Annotated in this window: 12 protein-coding genes; 5 read left to right on the top strand and 7 right to left on the bottom strand. The window is 70.7% G+C overall.

Translation table 11 applies throughout. The features are described 5' to 3' along the window. Positions 1-18 precede the first annotated feature (18 nt). Complete coding sequence (gene phsA / locus ABT354_RS23530) at positions 19-1,887, bottom strand: O-aminophenol oxidase PhsA (RefSeq protein ID WP_351496966.1); 1,869 nt, start codon at positions 1,885-1,887, stop codon at positions 19-21. A 230-nt stretch (positions 1,888-2,117) separates the two neighbouring features. On the opposite strand from phsA, the gene ABT354_RS23525 reads away from it, so the two are divergent. Together ABT354_RS23525 and ABT354_RS23520 are read left to right on the top strand one after the other, a co-directional pair. Then, on the top strand, positions 2,118-3,233 hold the full coding sequence (locus ABT354_RS23525; protein ID WP_351496964.1) for an S-(hydroxymethyl)mycothiol dehydrogenase: 1,116 nt from the start codon (positions 2,118-2,120) through the stop codon (positions 3,231-3,233). After that, positions 3,230-3,862: an MBL fold metallo-hydrolase gene (locus tag ABT354_RS23520; RefSeq protein ID WP_351496962.1), complete on the top strand. Its 633-nt coding sequence runs from the start codon at positions 3,230-3,232 to the stop codon at positions 3,860-3,862. The genes ABT354_RS23525 and ABT354_RS23520 overlap by 4 nt, the downstream gene beginning before the upstream one ends. 83 nt (positions 3,863-3,945) lie before the next feature. Here the strand turns inward: ABT354_RS23520 and ABT354_RS23515 are convergent, their stop codons facing one another. Further along, positions 3,946-4,872 (bottom strand): pseudouridine synthase, encoded by a 927-nt coding sequence (locus tag ABT354_RS23515; RefSeq protein WP_351496960.1) that lies wholly within the window; start codon positions 4,870-4,872, stop codon positions 3,946-3,948. 44 nt (positions 4,873-4,916) lie between these two features. After that, a complete protein-coding gene (locus tag ABT354_RS23510; RefSeq protein ID WP_351496958.1) occupies positions 4,917-7,208 on the bottom strand; it encodes an ATP-binding protein in 2,292 nt (763 codons plus the stop codon). A gap of 199 nt (positions 7,209-7,407) precedes the next feature. On the opposite strand from ABT354_RS23510, the gene ABT354_RS23505 reads away from it, so the two are divergent. Beyond that, positions 7,408-8,850 (top strand): chymotrypsin family serine protease, encoded by a 1,443-nt coding sequence (locus ABT354_RS23505; protein WP_351496956.1) that lies wholly within the window; start codon positions 7,408-7,410, stop codon positions 8,848-8,850. A 47-nt stretch (positions 8,851-8,897) separates the two neighbouring features. Here ABT354_RS23505 and ABT354_RS23500 read toward each other — a convergent pair whose 3' ends face one another. From ABT354_RS23500 to ABT354_RS23485, 4 genes are all read right to left on the bottom strand, one after another. After that, complete coding sequence (locus ABT354_RS23500; RefSeq protein WP_351496954.1) at positions 8,898-9,908, bottom strand: aminoglycoside phosphotransferase family protein; 1,011 nt, start codon at positions 9,906-9,908, stop codon at positions 8,898-8,900. After that, positions 9,896-10,903 (bottom strand): phosphotransferase family protein, encoded by a 1,008-nt coding sequence (locus ABT354_RS23495; protein ID WP_351496952.1) that lies wholly within the window; start codon positions 10,901-10,903, stop codon positions 9,896-9,898. The genes ABT354_RS23500 and ABT354_RS23495 overlap by 13 nt, the downstream gene beginning before the upstream one ends. Beyond that, positions 10,900-13,410 carry a hypothetical protein gene (locus ABT354_RS23490; protein WP_351496949.1) on the bottom strand — a complete coding sequence of 837 codons (2,511 nt, stop codon included), beginning with the start codon at positions 13,408-13,410 and terminating at the stop codon, positions 10,900-10,902. The genes ABT354_RS23495 and ABT354_RS23490 overlap by 4 nt, the downstream gene beginning before the upstream one ends. 342 nt (positions 13,411-13,752) lie before the next feature. Then, positions 13,753-14,544 carry a phosphotransferase gene (locus tag ABT354_RS23485; RefSeq protein ID WP_351496947.1) on the bottom strand — a complete coding sequence of 264 codons (792 nt, stop codon included), beginning with the start codon at positions 14,542-14,544 and terminating at the stop codon, positions 13,753-13,755. A 1,210-nt stretch (positions 14,545-15,754) separates the two neighbouring features. On the opposite strand from ABT354_RS23485, the gene ABT354_RS23480 reads away from it, so the two are divergent. After that, positions 15,755-16,642, top strand: coding sequence for a helix-turn-helix domain-containing protein (locus ABT354_RS23480; RefSeq protein ID WP_351496945.1), 888 nt, complete (start codon positions 15,755-15,757; stop codon positions 16,640-16,642). After that, entirely contained in the window at positions 16,639-16,845 is a 207-nt protein-coding gene (locus ABT354_RS23475; protein WP_351496943.1) for a DUF397 domain-containing protein, read from the top strand. Before ABT354_RS23480 ends, ABT354_RS23475 begins: the two co-directional genes overlap by 4 nt. Positions 16,846-16,851: the final 6 nt, after the last annotated feature.

The following is a 16,851-nucleotide window of genomic DNA, read 5'->3' as shown; positions in this document are numbered from 1 at the left end:
GCCCTGCCCGCCCGGCGGTCAGTGGTGCGGCCCGTGTCCGCCGCCGTGGTCGAACTTCAGCACCTCCCGGGGCATCACCACGAACGGCCGCATCATGCCCATGTCCTCGTGCTCCAGCAGATGGCAGTGGTACATGAACCGCCCGTGCGCCCCGGCGAAGTGGCCCATCACCGTCACCATCTCCGCCGCACCGACCCGGAACACGTCCTTCCAGCCCTGCTCGTTCGGCGGGACGGGGGTCGGGCGGGCCGGGTCGACGGCGACCGGGCTCCGGGTCCCGCCGAGCACGGGGTCGAAGCCCCCGACGGTGTACGCCTCGCGCGCCAGGATCTGGAAGTCGGTGAGATGGATGTGCATCGGATGGACCGGGGCGCCCAGATTGAGGAACGACCACTGCTCGTGGGAGCCCTCGGCGAGGGTGATGCCGAGACCGTCGTTGAAGGTCCGCGCGGTGCGCCGATAGGTCCGTACGGTCCCGTCCCGCCCCCTGACCTGGATCACGCCCTCGGCGGGCAGCCGGACCGAGGACTCCGGGATCTCCCGTGTCTCCCAGATCTCGGGGTGGCCCCCGCCGCCGACCGTCGCCGGGGGCGTCAGCACGATCAGCCGGTGGCCATGGGCCGTGTCGTCGTGCGCGTACCGCTGGAAGGAGCCGGAGAGCACCTGCGGCAGCGCGAAGTCGTCCGGCCGCTTCTCCCGGCCCACCCGGAACTCCATCACCTGCGGGTACGGGACGTTGTCCGCGAGGTCGTGCATCCCGGGGCGCTGGTTCCGTCCCCGGTTGACCAGCCGTACCTTCCGTCCCGCCAGCCCGCGGAAGTCGATCAGCAGGTCGAAGCGCTCGGCGGGGGCCACCACCAGCGGTGCCCCGCCGGTGAAGTCCAGGGGCACCGGGCGCGGCAGCAGCCCGCCGTCGCTGCCGATCTGATGCATCACCCCGGGTACGGGGGTGTCGTCCTCGTCCACCAGGACGAGCTGGTAGATCCGGGCGTTGGAGGCGTTCACCAGCCGGAAGCGGTACGGGGCCGGGTCGGTCTCCAGATGCGGCCAGATCACCCCGTTCACCGTGGAGTAGGGGCCGAGGAAGGGCAGGGTCACCGGCCGGCCGGTCTCCGGGTGGCGTGGGTTGATCACGGTCGTCTTGTGCAGCAGCCGCCCGTTGAGCCGGCCGTCCTCGTCGGTGTCGAGATTGCGGTCGGCGAGGATCAGCGGGATCTCCCGCTCGCCGCCGGGCAGCCCGAGGGCGTCCTCCTCGTCGTCACGGACCAGATAGGTGCCGACCAGACCCGCGTACACATTCCAGCGGGTGATGTTCATGGCGTGGTCGTGGTACCACCACTGCACGGCCCGGTGGTCGTTGGGGTATTCGGACAGCTGGGCGTCCCCGGCGGCGACGGCGTTGTCGGCCCAGCCGTCGTTGCCGCCGCCGGTCGGGGCGCCGTGCAGATGCGTCACCGACCAGGCGGGCAGCGCGGCCACCTCCCGGTTCGGCCGTACGCCCTCCCGGCCGGGCCGGTTGTGAGGGAGGGGCTGCCCCGGTCCGCCGGCCGGTACCTCCACCGCCGTGACCGGGTACGGGCTGCCCTCCGGGATCCGGTTGGTCCAGGCGATCCGGATCCGCTGGCCGCGCCGGACCTCGACGGTGGGCCCCGGCACCGTACCGTCGTACCCCCACATCAGGGTGGGCGGCAGCTGGGAGTGCATCCGTACCCAGGTGGGCCGCAGGGCGATCTCGATCTCCCTGCGGACATCGGGCTCGTCCGGGCGGAGCACCCGGGGCACCGGCAGCGCGTCGGCGTACGGCGTCAGTTCACGGCTGCGGCCGTCGCCCCCGGCGGTCCGCGCCTCCTCGATGATCTCCTCGGCGAAATCGGCGATCTCGGTCATACGTTCCCCCGTATGGTCGTTCATGTACATGGCGCACAGATCACCCGGTGATCCGCATACGGAATGACTGGTACGAAGGCGATGGAGTTTCTTATTACGGTCAACTTGGCCGAAAGTTCCGCTCTCTGAAGCCATGTGTACCGTGCATCTCAGCCAGTACGGCGCGGCGGCGTGACACAGAACGCGCCATAGTGGTCGTCGACCGATGGACAAGGAAGGGCAGGTAAGCGATGTCGCAGCAGGTGCTCGGTGTGATCGCGCCCGGCAGGGACGAACCGGTACGGGTGGAGACGATCGTCGTCCCCGACCCCGGCCCCGGTGAGGCCGTGGTCGCGGTGCAGGCCTGTGGGGTCTGCCACACCGATCTCCACTACAAGCAGGGAGGCATCAGCGACGACTTCCCCTTTCTCCTCGGCCATGAGGCCGCCGGGGTGGTCGAGGCCGTCGGACCCGATGTCACCGAGGTGGCCCCCGGCGACTTCGTGATCCTCAACTGGCGCGCCGTCTGCGGACGCTGCCGCGCCTGTCTGCGCGGCCGGCCCTGGTACTGCTTCGACACCCACAACGCCCGGCAGAAGATGACCCTGGCTGGGGGCACCTCCCTGGCCGGAGGCTCAGGGGGAGGCAGGGAGCTGTCGCCGGCGCTCGGCATCGGCGCCTTCGCCGAGAAGACGCTGGTCGCGGCCGGACAGTGCACCAAGGTCGACCCCGCCGTCTCCGCCTCCGTCGCGGGCCTCCTCGGCTGCGGTGTCATGGCGGGCATCGGCGCCGCCCTCAACACCGGCCAGGTCTCCCGGGGCGACACCGTCGCCGTCATCGGCTGCGGTGGCGTGGGCGACGCCGCCGTCGTCGGCGCCCGGCTCGCCGGAGCCGCCAGGATCATCGCCGTCGACCTCGACGACCGCAAGCTGGAGACCGCCCGCACCATGGGCGCCACCCACACCGTCAACTCCCGCGACCACGACCCCGTCGAGGCCATCCGGGAGCTGACCTCCGGCTTCGGCGCCGATGTCGTCATCGAGGCCGTCGGCCGCCCCGAGACCTACCGCCAGGCGTTCTACGCCCGCGACCTCGCCGGAACCGTCGTCCTCGTCGGCGTACCCACCCCCGAGATGAAGCTCGAACTCCCCCTCCTCGACGTCTTCGGCCGCGGCGGCTCCCTCAAGTCCTCCTGGTACGGGGACTGCCTGCCCTCCCGCGACTTCCCGATGCTGATCGACCTCCACCAGCAGGGCCGGATCGACCTCGCCGCCTTCGTCACCGAGGAGATCGGTCTCGGCGATGTCGAGAAGGCCTTCGCCCGCATGCACGAGGGCGACGTCATCCGATCGGTGGTCCGGCTGTGAGCACCGCCCGTATCGACCGGCTCGTCACCGCCGGGACCTTCGCCCTCGACGGCGGCACCTGGGACGTCGAGAACAATGTCTGGATCGTCGGGGACGACACCGAGGCCCTGGTCATCGACGCCGCCCATGACGCCGACGCCATCCTCGCCGCCCTCGGCGGCCGGACCCTGCGCGCCATCGTCTGCACCCACGCCCACAACGACCACATCGACGCGGCCCCCGCGCTCGCCGAGGCCACCGGCGCGCCCGTGCTGCTGCACCCCGACGATCTGCCGCTGTGGAAGCAGACCCACCCGGACCGCGCCCCCGACGGCGAACTGGCCGACGGACAGCGGCTCACCGTCGCCGGGGTCGAGCTGACCGTGCTGCACACCCCGGGGCACGCCCCCGGCGCGGTCTGCCTCCACGCCCCCGCCCTGACCACGGTCTTCACCGGGGACACCCTCTTCCAGGGCGGCCCCGGAGCCACCGGGCGCTCCTTCTCCCACTTCCCGACGATCATCGACTCCATCCGTGACCGGCTGCTCGGACTGCCGCCGGAGACGATCGTCCGCACCGGCCACGGCGACCCGACCACCATCGCCGCCGAGGCCCCGCACCTCGACGAGTGGATCAGCCGGGGACACTGAGACCGTACGCACCGGTGCGCCGGCCCCCTCCGGGACCGGCGCACCGGCATGTCGGCACATCGGCACATCGGTACACCGGTGTTTCACAGCACGAGCCGCAGACCGCTCTCCAAGCGGAGCGCCCGGCCGGTGAACGGATCGGTGAACTCCAGCCCCCGCGCCAGCAGCCGGAGCGGCCGGGACCAGTCCTCGGCCGCCCCCTCCTCCCGTACCACCGGATAGAGCGGATCGTCCACGATCGGCAGCCCCAGCCCGCTCATGTGCACCCGCAGCTGATGGGTCCGGCCCGTCCCGGGGAGCAGCCGATAGCGGGCGAGACCGCCCCGCACCTCCAGCAGCTCGATCCGGCTCTCGCTGTTCGGCTCGCCCGGCACCTCCCGCGCGGCGGGCACCCCCCGCTCCTTCACGATCCGGCTGCGCACCGTCCGGGGCAGTGCCACCGCCGGGTCGTACGCGGCCACCGCCTGGTACTCCTTGCGCACCAGCCGGTCCCGGAAGAGCGTCTGGTACGCGCCCCGGTCCTCGGGCCGCACCACACAGAGGACCAGCCCCGCCGTCAGCCGGTCCAGCCGGTGCGCGGGCTGGAGCAGCGGCAGATCCAGCTCCCGCCGCAGCCGTGCCACCAGCGTCTCGGTGATGTGGGAGCCGCGCGGTGTGGTCGCCAGGAAGTGTGGCTTGTCCACCACCAGCAGCCGCTCGTCACGGTGGACGATCCCGATCCCGGACGGCACCGGCCGCTCGGGGGCGAAGTCCCGGTGGAACCAGAGCAGCCGCCCCGGCTCGTACGGCTCCGCCGCCGCCACCGGGCCGGTCAGCGAGACGATCCGGCCCTCGGCGAACAGCTCCCCGACCCGTGCCGCGCCGATCGCGCCGCCGTACCGTGCCACGAGATGGTCGTACACCGTCCGCCACACCCCACCGGGGTCCTCGGGCAGCCGCACCCGTACGGGATCCACCCCCTCCCGCTGGGGCAGCGGCGGGGTCGGCGGGGTGCGATGTCTGCGGCTCACCGCCCGACCCTACGCCCGCCCGTGGGCCCTCCGCGCCGGCCGGGTCAGTGGTGGGTGTGGCCGAGGGTGTGCAGTTCGGCGGCGGCTTCGGCCTGACGGGGGTGGTGGTGGGTGGTGAGCGTGTCCAGGGCGGTGGCCAGTACCGTGCGGGCCTCCTCGGTACGCCCGAGCCGGCGCAGGACGCGTCCGAGTTCGAGCCGGGCGGGCCCGGTCCAGGCCGTCATGTCCAGCCCTTCGAAGGTGTCCCCCGCCGTGCGCAGGGAGGTTTCGGCCTCCTGCCATCTCTCCAGGGCCGCGTAGTCGTTGCCGACGTGTTGCAGGGTGAAGGCCCGGTAGGTGGTGAGGAGATGGGGCGCCTGGCCCGGGATTCCCGTGTGGCAGATCTCCAGGGCGCGGAGGTGGTGTTCGAGGGCCCGGTCGGCGTGGCCGTGCTCGCGCAGGGTCTCGCCGAGGGCGTTGAGCGTGGTCAGCAGGGCCAGTGCGCTGGAGGGCGAGGCGCTGCGGCGATGGCAGTCGGCGGCTTCGTGGAGCCGGGCGACGGCCTCGTCCATCCGGCCGAGCCGGTGCAGCGCCCCGGCTCCGTAGCCCAGGGCCCAGCCCGTCTGGTCCAGATCGGCGCAGGCGCGGGCGACAACGAGGGCGGCGTCGGCGGCTTCGAGGGCGGCGCCGTGGTCGTAGGCGCAGACATTGTGGGCCCAGGCGAGGTAGTTGAGCTGGGTCGCTTCTTCGTGCGGGCTGCCGAGGGCGCGGGCGGCGTCGGCGGCGTACCGGAAGACGTCGACCCACTCCTGCCAGTGATGGGTCACATCGGAGAACCAGTGCATGGCTTCGGCGGTGTCGACGGCCTGCCGGTGCCAGCCGTGGGTGTGGGCGTGGTGGAGGGCGGCGAGCCACTGGGCCCGTTCGGTCTCCAGCCAGACACGGGCCCGGTCACGGCCGGTGGGCGCGGTGGCGGGGTCGGGGTCGCCGGCCGGCGCGTGATGGCGTTCGGCGTCGAAGTGGAGGGCGGCGGCGGTGGCGCGGGCCAGCATCCAGCGGGCGGTACGGTCCAGGGCCCCGGCCCGGTCCGCCGGATCGTCCTCGGCCGCCGTCCGCTCGGCGGCGAACAGCCTGAGCAGATCGTGGAAGCGGTACCGCTCGGCGGTGGGGTCCGCCTGGAGCAGTCCGCGGTCGCAGAGTTCCTCCAGGCCGAGTCCGGCGTCAGGGACCGGGATCCCCGCCAGGAGGGCGGCGGTCTCGGGGCTGACATCGGGGCCCGCGGCGAGGGCGCAGCGCCGCAGCAGCAGCCGGGGGACGGGGTCGAGCCGCTGGTAGGAGAGGGCGAAGGCGGCCCGTACGCGCAGGTCGCCCGCTTGGAGGGTGTCGAGTCGGCGTTCCTCGCGGTCGAGGAGTTCGGTGAGTTTGGTGAGGGTCTCCTGGGGCCGGGCGGCGAGGCGCTGGCCGGCGATCCGCAGGGCGAGCGGCAGCCGTCCGCACCGGTCGGCGAGGTCGCGGGCGGCCTGTGCCTCCCGGGCGACCCGCTCCGGGCCGACGATCCGGGTGAGGAGCGCGACCGCTTCCTCACGGCGCAGCAGGGGGAGGTCGACGCGGTGGACGGCCTCCAGGCCGGTGAGGCTGTTGCGGCTGGTGACGATGGTGAGGGAGGCGCCGGCCCCGGGCAGCAGGGGCCGTATCCGGCCCTCGTCGGCGGCGTTGTCCAGGATCAGCAGCAGTCGGCGGGGCGCGGCCAGTGAGCGGAACAGCCCGGCCCGGTCCGCCAGGCCCTGGGGCAGGGCTCGTTCGGCCACTCCGAGGGCGCCCAGCAGTCGGGCGAGGGCGTCGCCGGGCCGGACGGGTTCGGGGTCCATGGCGCGCAGGTCGAGATAGAGCTGTCCGTCGGGGAAGCGGGGGGCGAGCCGGTGGGCCGCGTGGACGGCGAACGCGGTCTTGCCGAGGCCGGGCGCGCCCGCGACCACGGCCACCGCCGGATGGGCGGACTCCGCGCCGTCGGCCAGGGACTCCAGGGCCGCCAGGGCATGGCCGCGGGCGGTGAAGTCGCCGGTGTCCCGGGGCAGGGAGAGGAATCCCGGCACCGGCGGCTCGGGGGCGGTACGGGCGCGCAGTCGTCCCGGGCCGGCGGTCGCCTCCAGGGCCGCGGCCTCGGCGGCGCTCAGCCGCAGCGCGCGGGTGAGGGCCTGGACGGTTCTGCGCTGGGGGCCCGGGGTCCGGCCGCGTTCCAGATCGGCGAGGGCCCGTACGCTCACCCCCGCGCTGTGGGCGAGCTGTTCCTGGCTGAGCCCGGCGCCGAGGCGCAGGGCGCGCAGGCGCTGCCCGAAACCGTCGGGCGTCCTGGTCATGTTCCCCCTCGGTGTGCGCCTCGGGCCGGGGTGTGATGGCCCGGCAGAAGTATCGCGCACGGTACTTCTGCCGGTGGTTCTGCCTGGTGGCGGTGGGGCCCCGGCGCTGGAATGGGGATGTGGCCCCGGGTGGCCCGCTGGTGTCGAAGCCCCTGGGGTGCAGGTCTGCCGAGGCCCGGACGAAAGGTGTCTCCCCACCATGACGATCGCTCGCCGGGCGCCGCTCGCAGCCATGGCACTGGCCCTGACCGTCGCCACCCTGACCGGCTTCACCCCTCCTCCCGACCGTCCCGACCGTTCCGGCTCGATGGAGGTCTGCTCCCCGCCGCATCCGGGGGGCCGCTTCCTCTGCGACCACGGCGTGCTGTCGGCCGGGGCGGCCCTGGCACTGGCGGTCCCGCTGGCCCCGGTGTCCGGGGCGGTCACCGGGGGAGGCCTCTTCTCCGGGACGGCCCCGTCGGCCGATGGGGCGTCGGGCGGGGGCTCGGTGATGACCCGCCAGGCGCCGATCCTGGACGCGGCGTACGAGATCACCGACCTGGTGCAGAAGTACCCGGACCGTGGGTACAACGGCTTGAGGATCTCCGTGGAGACGTACGGATACACCGTCCGCTGGAAGGGGAAGCCGCCCGGGAACATCGCCCGCGTGATCGCCTCGCACCGGAGGAAGGGGCTGGACGTCACGGTCGCCGCCGCCCGCTACAGCGCCGTGGAGCTGAAGAAGCGGTCCCATGCGATCATCACCTCCGGGGTCCGGGTGAACGGCGCGCGGATCGTGAGCGCGGGCCCCGGCAAGGACGGGAACTCCCTCGCCGTCGGGATCGAATCCCCCAGCGCGAACCGTCCCGTCACCAGAAAGCGCAAGGCCTCCGGAGGGATTCCGTCCGCCCTGACGCGGGGGATTCCGGTGACCCTGCGGACCGAGAGCGCCGCATCCCCCCTCGGCGACGAGCGCACCGGGTTCCGGGGCTCCATGGTCTTCGGCGGACAGGGCCTCCGGACGGCCGACTCGGCCTGGTGCACCATCGGGTTCACCGGCCGGGCCGGCTCCAAGGACTACGTCATCACGGCGGAACACTGCGCCACGGGAACACCCGGGCGGTTCCGGACCGCCACCGGGGACTCCTTCGGAACGCTCCGGTCCAGGGATGTCGTCAACGACGCGGCCTTCATCGAAATGGACCCCGGCAGATCGAACGGGTCCGCCGTCGTCGGCGGCGACCCCGTCAGGAGCCCCGGGCAGCCGGTCCACCCCGTGATCGCCACGGCCGATGTGTTCGAGGGCCAGTTCGTCTGCCTCAGCGGATCACTGACCGGAGAGGTGTGCTCCCTGCCGGTCACCGACGGATTCCGATGGGTGCGGACCACCGACGGCAAGGTGCGCTGGTCCGCCGCCGCCGGCCGCTGGGACTACCCGGTCGATCACACGGCCGGCCCGGGCGACAGCGGCGGCCCCGTCTACAGCTACCGACCCGGCGGCGTGGTGGCCCATGGCCTCATCTCCTCGGGCACCGGAGTGAAGCCCTGCCCGAACCCGCTGACCGGTCGCCCACGGTCCGACCTCTGCTCGAAGGTCACGCACTTCACCAGCATCGAACGCGCGATGGCCCGGTACCCCGGGATGTCCCTCACCCGGCGGTGAGGACGGCCCCCGCGGGCCCCGGCCATGGCGGCTCCGCTTTCCGCCGCCTACCCCACCCCGGGACCGAGCCGGTGGAGCACCGCGTCGATGATCTCCGGCGACTCGGGCGACGCGGCCCCGTGCCAGTGCGGACTCGCTCTGACCAGTTTCTGCCGGAGCTCCTCGGCCAGGGTCAGACGCTCGTGGGCCGTCGGTGCCAGAGCGATGCGGCGACCCCAGCGGACGGTGTCCACCACAGCGGATTTCATCTCCTCGTAGGCGAGGTAGAACCCCAGGTTGTCCTGCCAGCCCAGCCTGCACTCCGCGGGTGCCGCCCGCTCCCAGCCCGCCAGGACACGGTGCCGGTCCGATGCGTTGTGCGCCGTCTTGTGCAGGTGATCGGCCAGGTCGTACACCGGATCGCCCCACAGGGCGAGCTCCCAGTCCAGGAAGACGACCGCCGCTTCGTCAAGAATCATGTTCTTGCGGTGGATATCGGCGTGCAGCAGTCGGAACGGCCGTCCGGACAGCTCTCCCGCCGCCCGCTCGGACAGCGGTCCGCAGGGATCGGCCGGGATGCCCAGATCCTGGTACAGGCCTTCCAGCGAACTGTCCGCACGGCTCCGGATCTCCCGGACGCCGGTCAGGAGCCGCAGCGCGAACGCCTCCGTGTCCCCGTCCTGCGGCCAGTCGGAGGGCACGGGCGGAAGGGCGGTACCCGGGACGCGGAGCATCTCACCGAAGAGCTGCTCCAGGCCGTCCAAAACTATCTGCGGCAGTGACGTGCCGCTGTCGGGCGAGACTTCGTCGACCCGGCGTCCTTCCACGAACCCGTGGATCTGGAATTCGGGATCGGCGCTGGTGTGCAGCAGTCGGGGTGCCCGGGAGATGTACGGCTGGATGGCCTCCAGTACGGCCGACTCGGGCCAGAGCGTGAGGTCCATGGACTCTGCGCCGGGCCCGGGGGTCCGCACGAGCACGGGGCCCGTGTCCGTGTCGACCCGGACATTGTGGTGGTAGAACCCGGCCAGTGATCCTTTGTGTGTGCGGGCCTTCTCGTACAGAGCTAGGGAGTCCATGCCCCTCCCCCTACCCACGGGGCCAGGGCCCGAGCGACCCGTGCCCGGGTCATCTCCGGCGGGGAGCCCCACACGGCGCGGGCGAGGTTGAGCTTGCGTGCCAGCCGCCCGGTGAGGAAATCGCGCTCGGCGGCGTCGGCACCGGCCAGCTGCTTCGAGTAGCGGACCGTGTCCACGATCGCCGACTTGATCCGTTCATGGGCCAGATACAGGTCGAGATCGGCCGCCGGCCCCGCCGTGCAGGCCGAGGGCAGGCGCTCCCGCCACTGCCGGAGGGTCTCGGCGTACTGCTCGTCCGGGTAGTCCATCTTGTGGAAGTGGACGGCGATCTCGTAGAGCGGATCGCCCCACAGCGCCAGCTCCCAGTCGAGGAACCAGGTCGACCCTGCGGAAACGATCATGTTCTTGCGGTGCAGATCCGAGTGGAGGAGCGTGAACGGCCGGGAGGCGAGCGTGGACCAGCGCGGCTCGACGACCGCGAGCGGCTCGGCCGGGATGCCGAACGCGTCGAACACGGTGGCGTAGGTGTCCCGGTACAGGTCGTGGACGGACTGGGTCAGTGCCGCGAGCCGCCGGCCGAACCCGGCGCCGTCGCCGGACTCCGGCCAGTCGGCGGGCAGCGCCGGAACCTTCTCCCGGGGAATGCGTACCAGCTGGTCCATCAGCGTCACCACGTCGCCGATCACATGCGCCGGAACCGCGCTGCCCCGGGGCGAGAAGTCGTTCAGTACCCGCCCTTCGACGAAGTGCTGCACCTGGAAGCGGGGGTCGGGCGACGCATGGCGCAACCCGGGTGCCTGATCGACGTACGGTCCGGTGCAGGCCAGCACGTCCTCCTCGCGCCACAGCCGTACGTCCATGGTGTCCGCGGCCTCCAGCGGAATACGGACGTTGACCTTTCCCTCGTCGGTGGGCAGTCCCACATTGCGGTTGTAGTAGCCGGCCGCGGACTCGTCGGATCGCAGCGCCCGCTCGTACAGCGCCAGCCAGTTCACGCGGTCTCCTCAAGGAACATCGACAGGACGGTTTCCATGCGGTCCTGCAGCTCCGCCGGCGAACCGAGTGGCCGTACGGACGGGCGCGCCCGGTCCGCGAGGGCCGTCAGCTCCTCGCCGCCGAGCCCGAGCCGCTCGGCGGCGCCACGGATCGCCAGGATCAGAGACGGGTAGACCTCGCACGCCGCGAACTCGCGCGCGGAGTGCAGGAGCAGCTCTCCCGCCTCCGTTTCCCGGCCCTGCCGGTGCAGCAGAAGCGCCCGGAACATGTCCGCACGGGCCCGCCCCGAGCGATAGCCCGCCCGGTCGAGGGCCGCGTTGGCGCTGAGGTACGAGGACGCGGCCCGCTCGTACTGGCCGAGCCGGGTCTGTGCCATGGCCATGGCGGTGAAGGCCTTGCCGATCTCGTGCTGGGCGCCCAGGTCGCGCTGTACCTCCAGGGCCGCGGCGGCCGCCCGCACGGCCGCCACCGGATCGGTGAAGGCGTACAGCTCCGCCTGATTCGTTTGTACGTTCGACAACCCGATGGCTGCGTTCGCCGCCCGGTACTCCGCCTCCGCTTCGGCCAGCAGCCGGGCCGCGCTGTCGAAGTCCATCAGGAATCGGTGGCCGAGGTGCATCAACCGTTTGAGGTCGCCCCGGATCACCGCGTCGTCGGGCATACAGATCCCGTGTACCTCCTCCGCGAGCGCGAAGGCGCTCCGGAAGTCGCCCTGCCACATACGGAGGTCCGCCACGCAGTATCCGGCCGCCGCGCGCGCCTCCCCGTCGTGCTCCTCCCAGACCCGCTCGAAGATCGATGCGGCCAGGGTGCTCTCCCCGGCGATACGCCGTGCGTTGGCTCCGGCCAGGGCGAGCCGGGCGGAGACGAGTGAGCGCACGGGCCGGTCCAGACGGGGGGTGAGCTCGATCGCACCGGCGGCGTCGCCCCGGTCCAGCCTCGCCTCCGATTCCAGGCAGTCCGCCGCGTCGCGCAGGGCGGCGAGCGATTCCGGTTCCCCGCCGCTGTCCCCGGCAGGCGGCGCCGCGAGATGGTCCCGCAGATCCTTGACGATGCCGTCGACAGCCTGCCTGCCGCTCTGGACGACGGCCCGGTCCGCGTGCCGCTGGATCTGTTCCGGGGTGATGTCCGCCGCGTGCAGCCCGTGGAAGACCGCCTCACGCAGCGGCGAGAGCCGGGCCGGACCGGGGCTCCGGGCCGGCTCCCGCTCCATCCGGTCGGCCAGATCCTCCCAGTACACCCGCAGGATGCCGTGGGCATGGCGCTGGACGGCGGGGGAGAGGTGCCGCTGGAGCGCTCCGATCATCAGCTGGTGCAGCCGGTACCACCCCTCGGGCAGCGGGTAGGCGAACGAGTACGCGGTGAGCGACTCCCAGACCAGCAGATTGGCCGGCAGGTCAAAGGCGCGGCCGACCGTCTGAAGCACCCCGAAGTCGAAGGTTCGGGCCACACTGAGCAGCTCCAGGATCCGTACCTCGTCCGGCGAGACATGCTGGAGGAAGCGCTGAACGATCTCCTCCGCCGTCCCCGTGTGCCCGGGCCGGGCCCCGTTCTGCAGATGGGTGTCGACGGCCAGGTGCAGATAGAACGGCACCCCCTCGCTGGCCTCGGCGATCGACCGCTGCCGGGGAATCTCGGTGATCCCGGCCTGGGTCAGCAGATCGAGTCGGGCGTCCATGGGCAGCCCGTCCAGCTCCGAGCGGCGGATCACCGCCGCCCAATCCGGGTCGTACGCCGTCCAGCGCAGCGCCTCCCGGCTGGCGAGCACGGTGAGTCCGCCGTGCAGCTGGCCGAGCAGATCGCGCAGCCACGCGTCGGACCCGTAGGCACGGCCACCCGGCAGCGGGGTGGGTACGAGGGCCTCGTAGGCGTCCACATAGACGACATAGGGCTGCTCCGCCGCCGAGGTCCGCAGCTCCTCCGAGAACAGATACGAGACCGCGTGACCCAGCTCGGCGTTGCTCAGGCTGTCGAGTTCCTGGAGTGTGGGATCGGCCTCGATCCGCTGGCGCCGCTTCCGGTTCTTGACCGTTTGCCCCGTCAGCCGAACCAGTCCGGCCGCCGTCCCGAAGACGGGCAGCCCCATCGCCTCGTCGAGGATCCTGGAGAGGATCTCGCTCTCCTCGGCGAAGGGCGTGGTCGTGGGGTTCAGCTGGAGCTGGGGATGGACCCGCTGCCACAGCACCGCGTAGGCGATGTCGAAGCGGTCGAACTGCACCCCCTGGGCGCCGAACTCCACACGGAGTACCGCGAGCGCGTCCTCCTGCTGCCGCATGGTCGGCAGCTGCAGATCGAGGCGCGCGGTCCGGTAGGCGTCGGGCGTGCGGTTCCGTAATTCCTGGAGCAACCGGGACTTGCCGATCCCGCCGACACCGACGACGTTCAGAATCCGGGGCCGGTCCGCGACCTCCCGCAGCTCCTCGTCGTAGGCGCTGAGGATCCCCTCCCGGTTGAAGAACTGCCGCTGCAGAGCCGAAACCCGTCGGTACTGCGGTCTGATGGCCATGGTGGCCTCCCCCGTGTCGCCATCCGCGTGCGAGGGGCAGGCTAGCCGGATCCATGAACCGCTGAAAGCTCTTTCCGCCCCGCTGGGACAGGCTCCGGACATGCAGAAAGGCCCCACATGAAGTGGGGCCTTTTCTGTGTGGTGTCCGAGGGGGGACTTGAACTCTTCCTTCGGGCACCAGCCCCAACCGTCTCTGACCTGCGGAAACGCTGGTGACATGCCGCAGAGTTGACAGTCTCCATTGGCCATGTGTTACCAGCGTTTCCGGCTGTTCCCGGGCGCTGTTGGTCATGCGTTGGTCACGTTACCAACGGTGTGCCATGGGCCTCATGCCGAGATGCATCAAGGCGAGCCGAGCAGGTACCTGAAACGGGTGTTGGTCGGGACTGAGTCCTTCTCACCCAGGCTAGCTGTGGCCTCACGGCATGTGACCTCAACGAACGTTTCAACGGCGGCGCGGTCCGCCTGTCGCCAACTGGCGAATCCGTTCAACCAGGCCATGGCCTGTTCGGGGGGCTGGCCGAAGGCCATAAGCCATCGGGCCGTGTAGGCGGCATCGACCCAAGCGGGTCCGAGTGCGGGCATGGCCCAGTCCACGACATACGCCTGTCCGTCTCGGTCGATCATGACATTGTGTGGGTTGGTATCCGTGTGAAGAAGGTGGGTGCCGTGGAGGGCGTCTGCCTCTCCGGGCCTCAGGTGTCCGGCCAAGGTGTCGGCCAGTTGCGGGATGTGGAACGACGGGGTCTTCAGGTCGTGCATCCGGCGCAGGATGGCCCTGACCGCGCCCAAGTCGCCCGTGCCGGGCCCATAGTCGACGTGCCTGCCCTCAACGTGGACGAACGCCAGACAGAGCCATCCGGCCCACTCGAAGCGGTGGCGGATGGTCGGCCCAATACCGGCAACCACCCCGTTGAGCCGCTCCTCGCACAGCAGCCCGGCCATACCCTTCTCGTCGGTGATGGGCACCCCTTTCAGAAACAGGCGCCCGCTCCTGCGGGTGTGCATCTTGAGTGCCACGGCGCAGTTGAACCCACTGCTCACAGTCTCGGCCGCGACCACCGCCCCGGCACGTGCTTCGATGGCGTCGCGCAGTTCGGCCGGTAGCTCTTCCCACTGGACTCGGTCGGTCATCGATTCCTCATGTCGACGCGGGGAGGGGCACCGGAACGACCGGCACCCCTCCCCTTCTGCTAGATCACGTGACTATCGCTGAGTGTGCCCGCACTTGATGCAGCGCTGAGCCCCACTCCACTGCTCGTACTGGTGGTCGCACTCGTTCAGAATCCACGGCTCTTCCATAGCTGAACCTCTCTTCTGCCGGGTGGTGCGTTTCCCGGCCCGGTCGGGCCGGGGATTCCCGTCCCCGCCGTGTGCGTGTCTGCGGGGCCGGAAGCTGTACGTCTACCTAGCGCGTCGCCGGGCCCTGCGGCGGGCTTCTGCGGGCCGCCGACGCCACCATGTGATGGCCGCCTCGGACCGGTTCCGTATCCGCACATTCCAGTCGCTGAAGCGGTCACGGAGCCATTCAGCGCGCACGCCGTAGTCGTGGGCTATCGCCTTGATCGACTCCCCGTCGTGGTACCGCTCGATCACGTCGTTTCTCTCCGCAAGGACGCGTCCGCGTGCGACGACGGTCTGCGGCGACGGGTATGCCACGGCTTCTCCTCGTAAGTGGTGGGCCCGCCGGACTGCCTGCGCGAGGGGCCAGCAGTCCGGCGGGGGTCATGCCCGCCCCCGCCGGAGCCGTCGGGCCGGGGGAGCCTGATCAGTCGGTTTCCGGCGGAGGCGGAGTCTTCAGTGGCTGTTCCTGGCGAGCACGATCAGTAAGAAGGCCACAGCCGAGTAGGCGACCGCGAAGCCGAGAGCGACGGCCGACGATCGGAACTTGTTCATGCCACCCCTCGGCCCATGCGGCGATCGTTGTCGTCCCGGACCCATGCCCGGAGGGCGGCGAGTACAGGATTGTCCTCCGAGGAGGCTGCGGGGGTGGCGGGTTCGACGGGGCCACGGTCCGGGCAATCCGGATCAGGGCACTGACAAGGCGGGAACCTCAGGGGGTTCAGTTCGGGATGGCCGCGCAAGCGGTTCTGGCCCATTGGTTGACCTCCGGCCAGGCTGGAACGGGGGGTGACCTGGCATCAACTAGCTCTCCATGCACCGGACATGTGCTCAGTGCTTGGATTTCCAGACTGCACGGCGGTACATCGCCATGCAAGACTTCATAGCGATGTACCGCTGTTAGTGAGTCGAACTGGTGGCTTGTCCTGCGGGGCGAGCGCTAGACCACTTTCATCCCGAGTGATGGAAGTCCGTCATACTGAGGGCAGGAGAAGGAGTGGAGATGGCTGAGGGGCCGACAGGATCAACCGTTCCGCGCCGACAGTTGGGGCGGCACCTCAAGGAGCTGCGTAATCGCGCCCGCCTGACCGTCCGCGCTGCGGCAGCGAAGCTGGAGTGGTCCGAAGCGAAGATGTGGAGGATCGAGACGGGGCAGACTCCGTTGCGGTCCCTGGATGTCCAGGCGATGTGCACGGTCTACGGAGCACCGAAGGACCTGACCGACGCGCTGATGGGTCTTGCCAAGGAGACCAAAGCGCGTGGCTGGTGGCACGCATACGGAGATGTCATCCCAGAAGGCTTCGACGTGTACGTCGGCCTGGAGGAAGCCGCCACGGGCCTGTCCTCATACGAGAGCGACGTTGTTCCGGGACTGCTCCAGATCGACGGTTACGCCCGTGCGATCACCCGCATCCACTACCCGGACATGGAAGAGGCAGAACTCGACGGTCGGGTACGGCTGCGAATCGAACGCCAGACCCTGCTCACGCGCGTGACTGATCCGCCCACTCTCAGGGTCGCCCTGGCTGAGACCGTGCTGCGCAGGCCCATCGGAGGGCACGCCGTTATGGCTGCCCAGCTTGCGCACCTGGTCTATGTGTCCGAGCTGCCGAACCTCTCGATCCGGATCGTGCCGTTCGGCGTCGGTGCCCACATGGGAGTCGTCACGGGCCCCTTCGTCATCCTCCGCTTCCCGGTGAACGGCGACGGGGTTGAGATGGAGCCGCCAACCGTCTACGCGGACGGGTACACAGGTGGCCTTTACCTCGACAAACCAAAGGAAGTGGACCAGTACGAGACCGCATTCGAGGGCATCTGGGATGCGGCGCTCGATGAGCAGGCGTCAAGGCGCTTGATCGCCGAGGTGGCAGGGAGCTATAGGGAGCCATGAACAGGAAAGATCCACACATCGGACAGTGGCTGAAGTCGAGTTACAGCAACGGAAACGGGAACTGCATCGAGGTATGCCTCGCCCTCGATGCGGTAGCTGCACGGGACAGCAAGGTCACCCATGGGCCGGAGGTGACCGTGAACGGCTCTTCGTGGTCCGCGTTCGTCCACGCGGTCAAGGACGGCGCGTTCCACAGCGCATAGGCCCCG

The organism is Streptomyces sp. NPDC000594 (assembly GCF_040299965.1).
GTDB lineage: Bacteria > Actinomycetota > Actinomycetes > Streptomycetales > Streptomycetaceae > Streptomyces.
The sequence above is the reverse complement of the archived record's forward strand: the minus strand, read 5'-3'. Positions and strand labels throughout refer to the sequence as shown.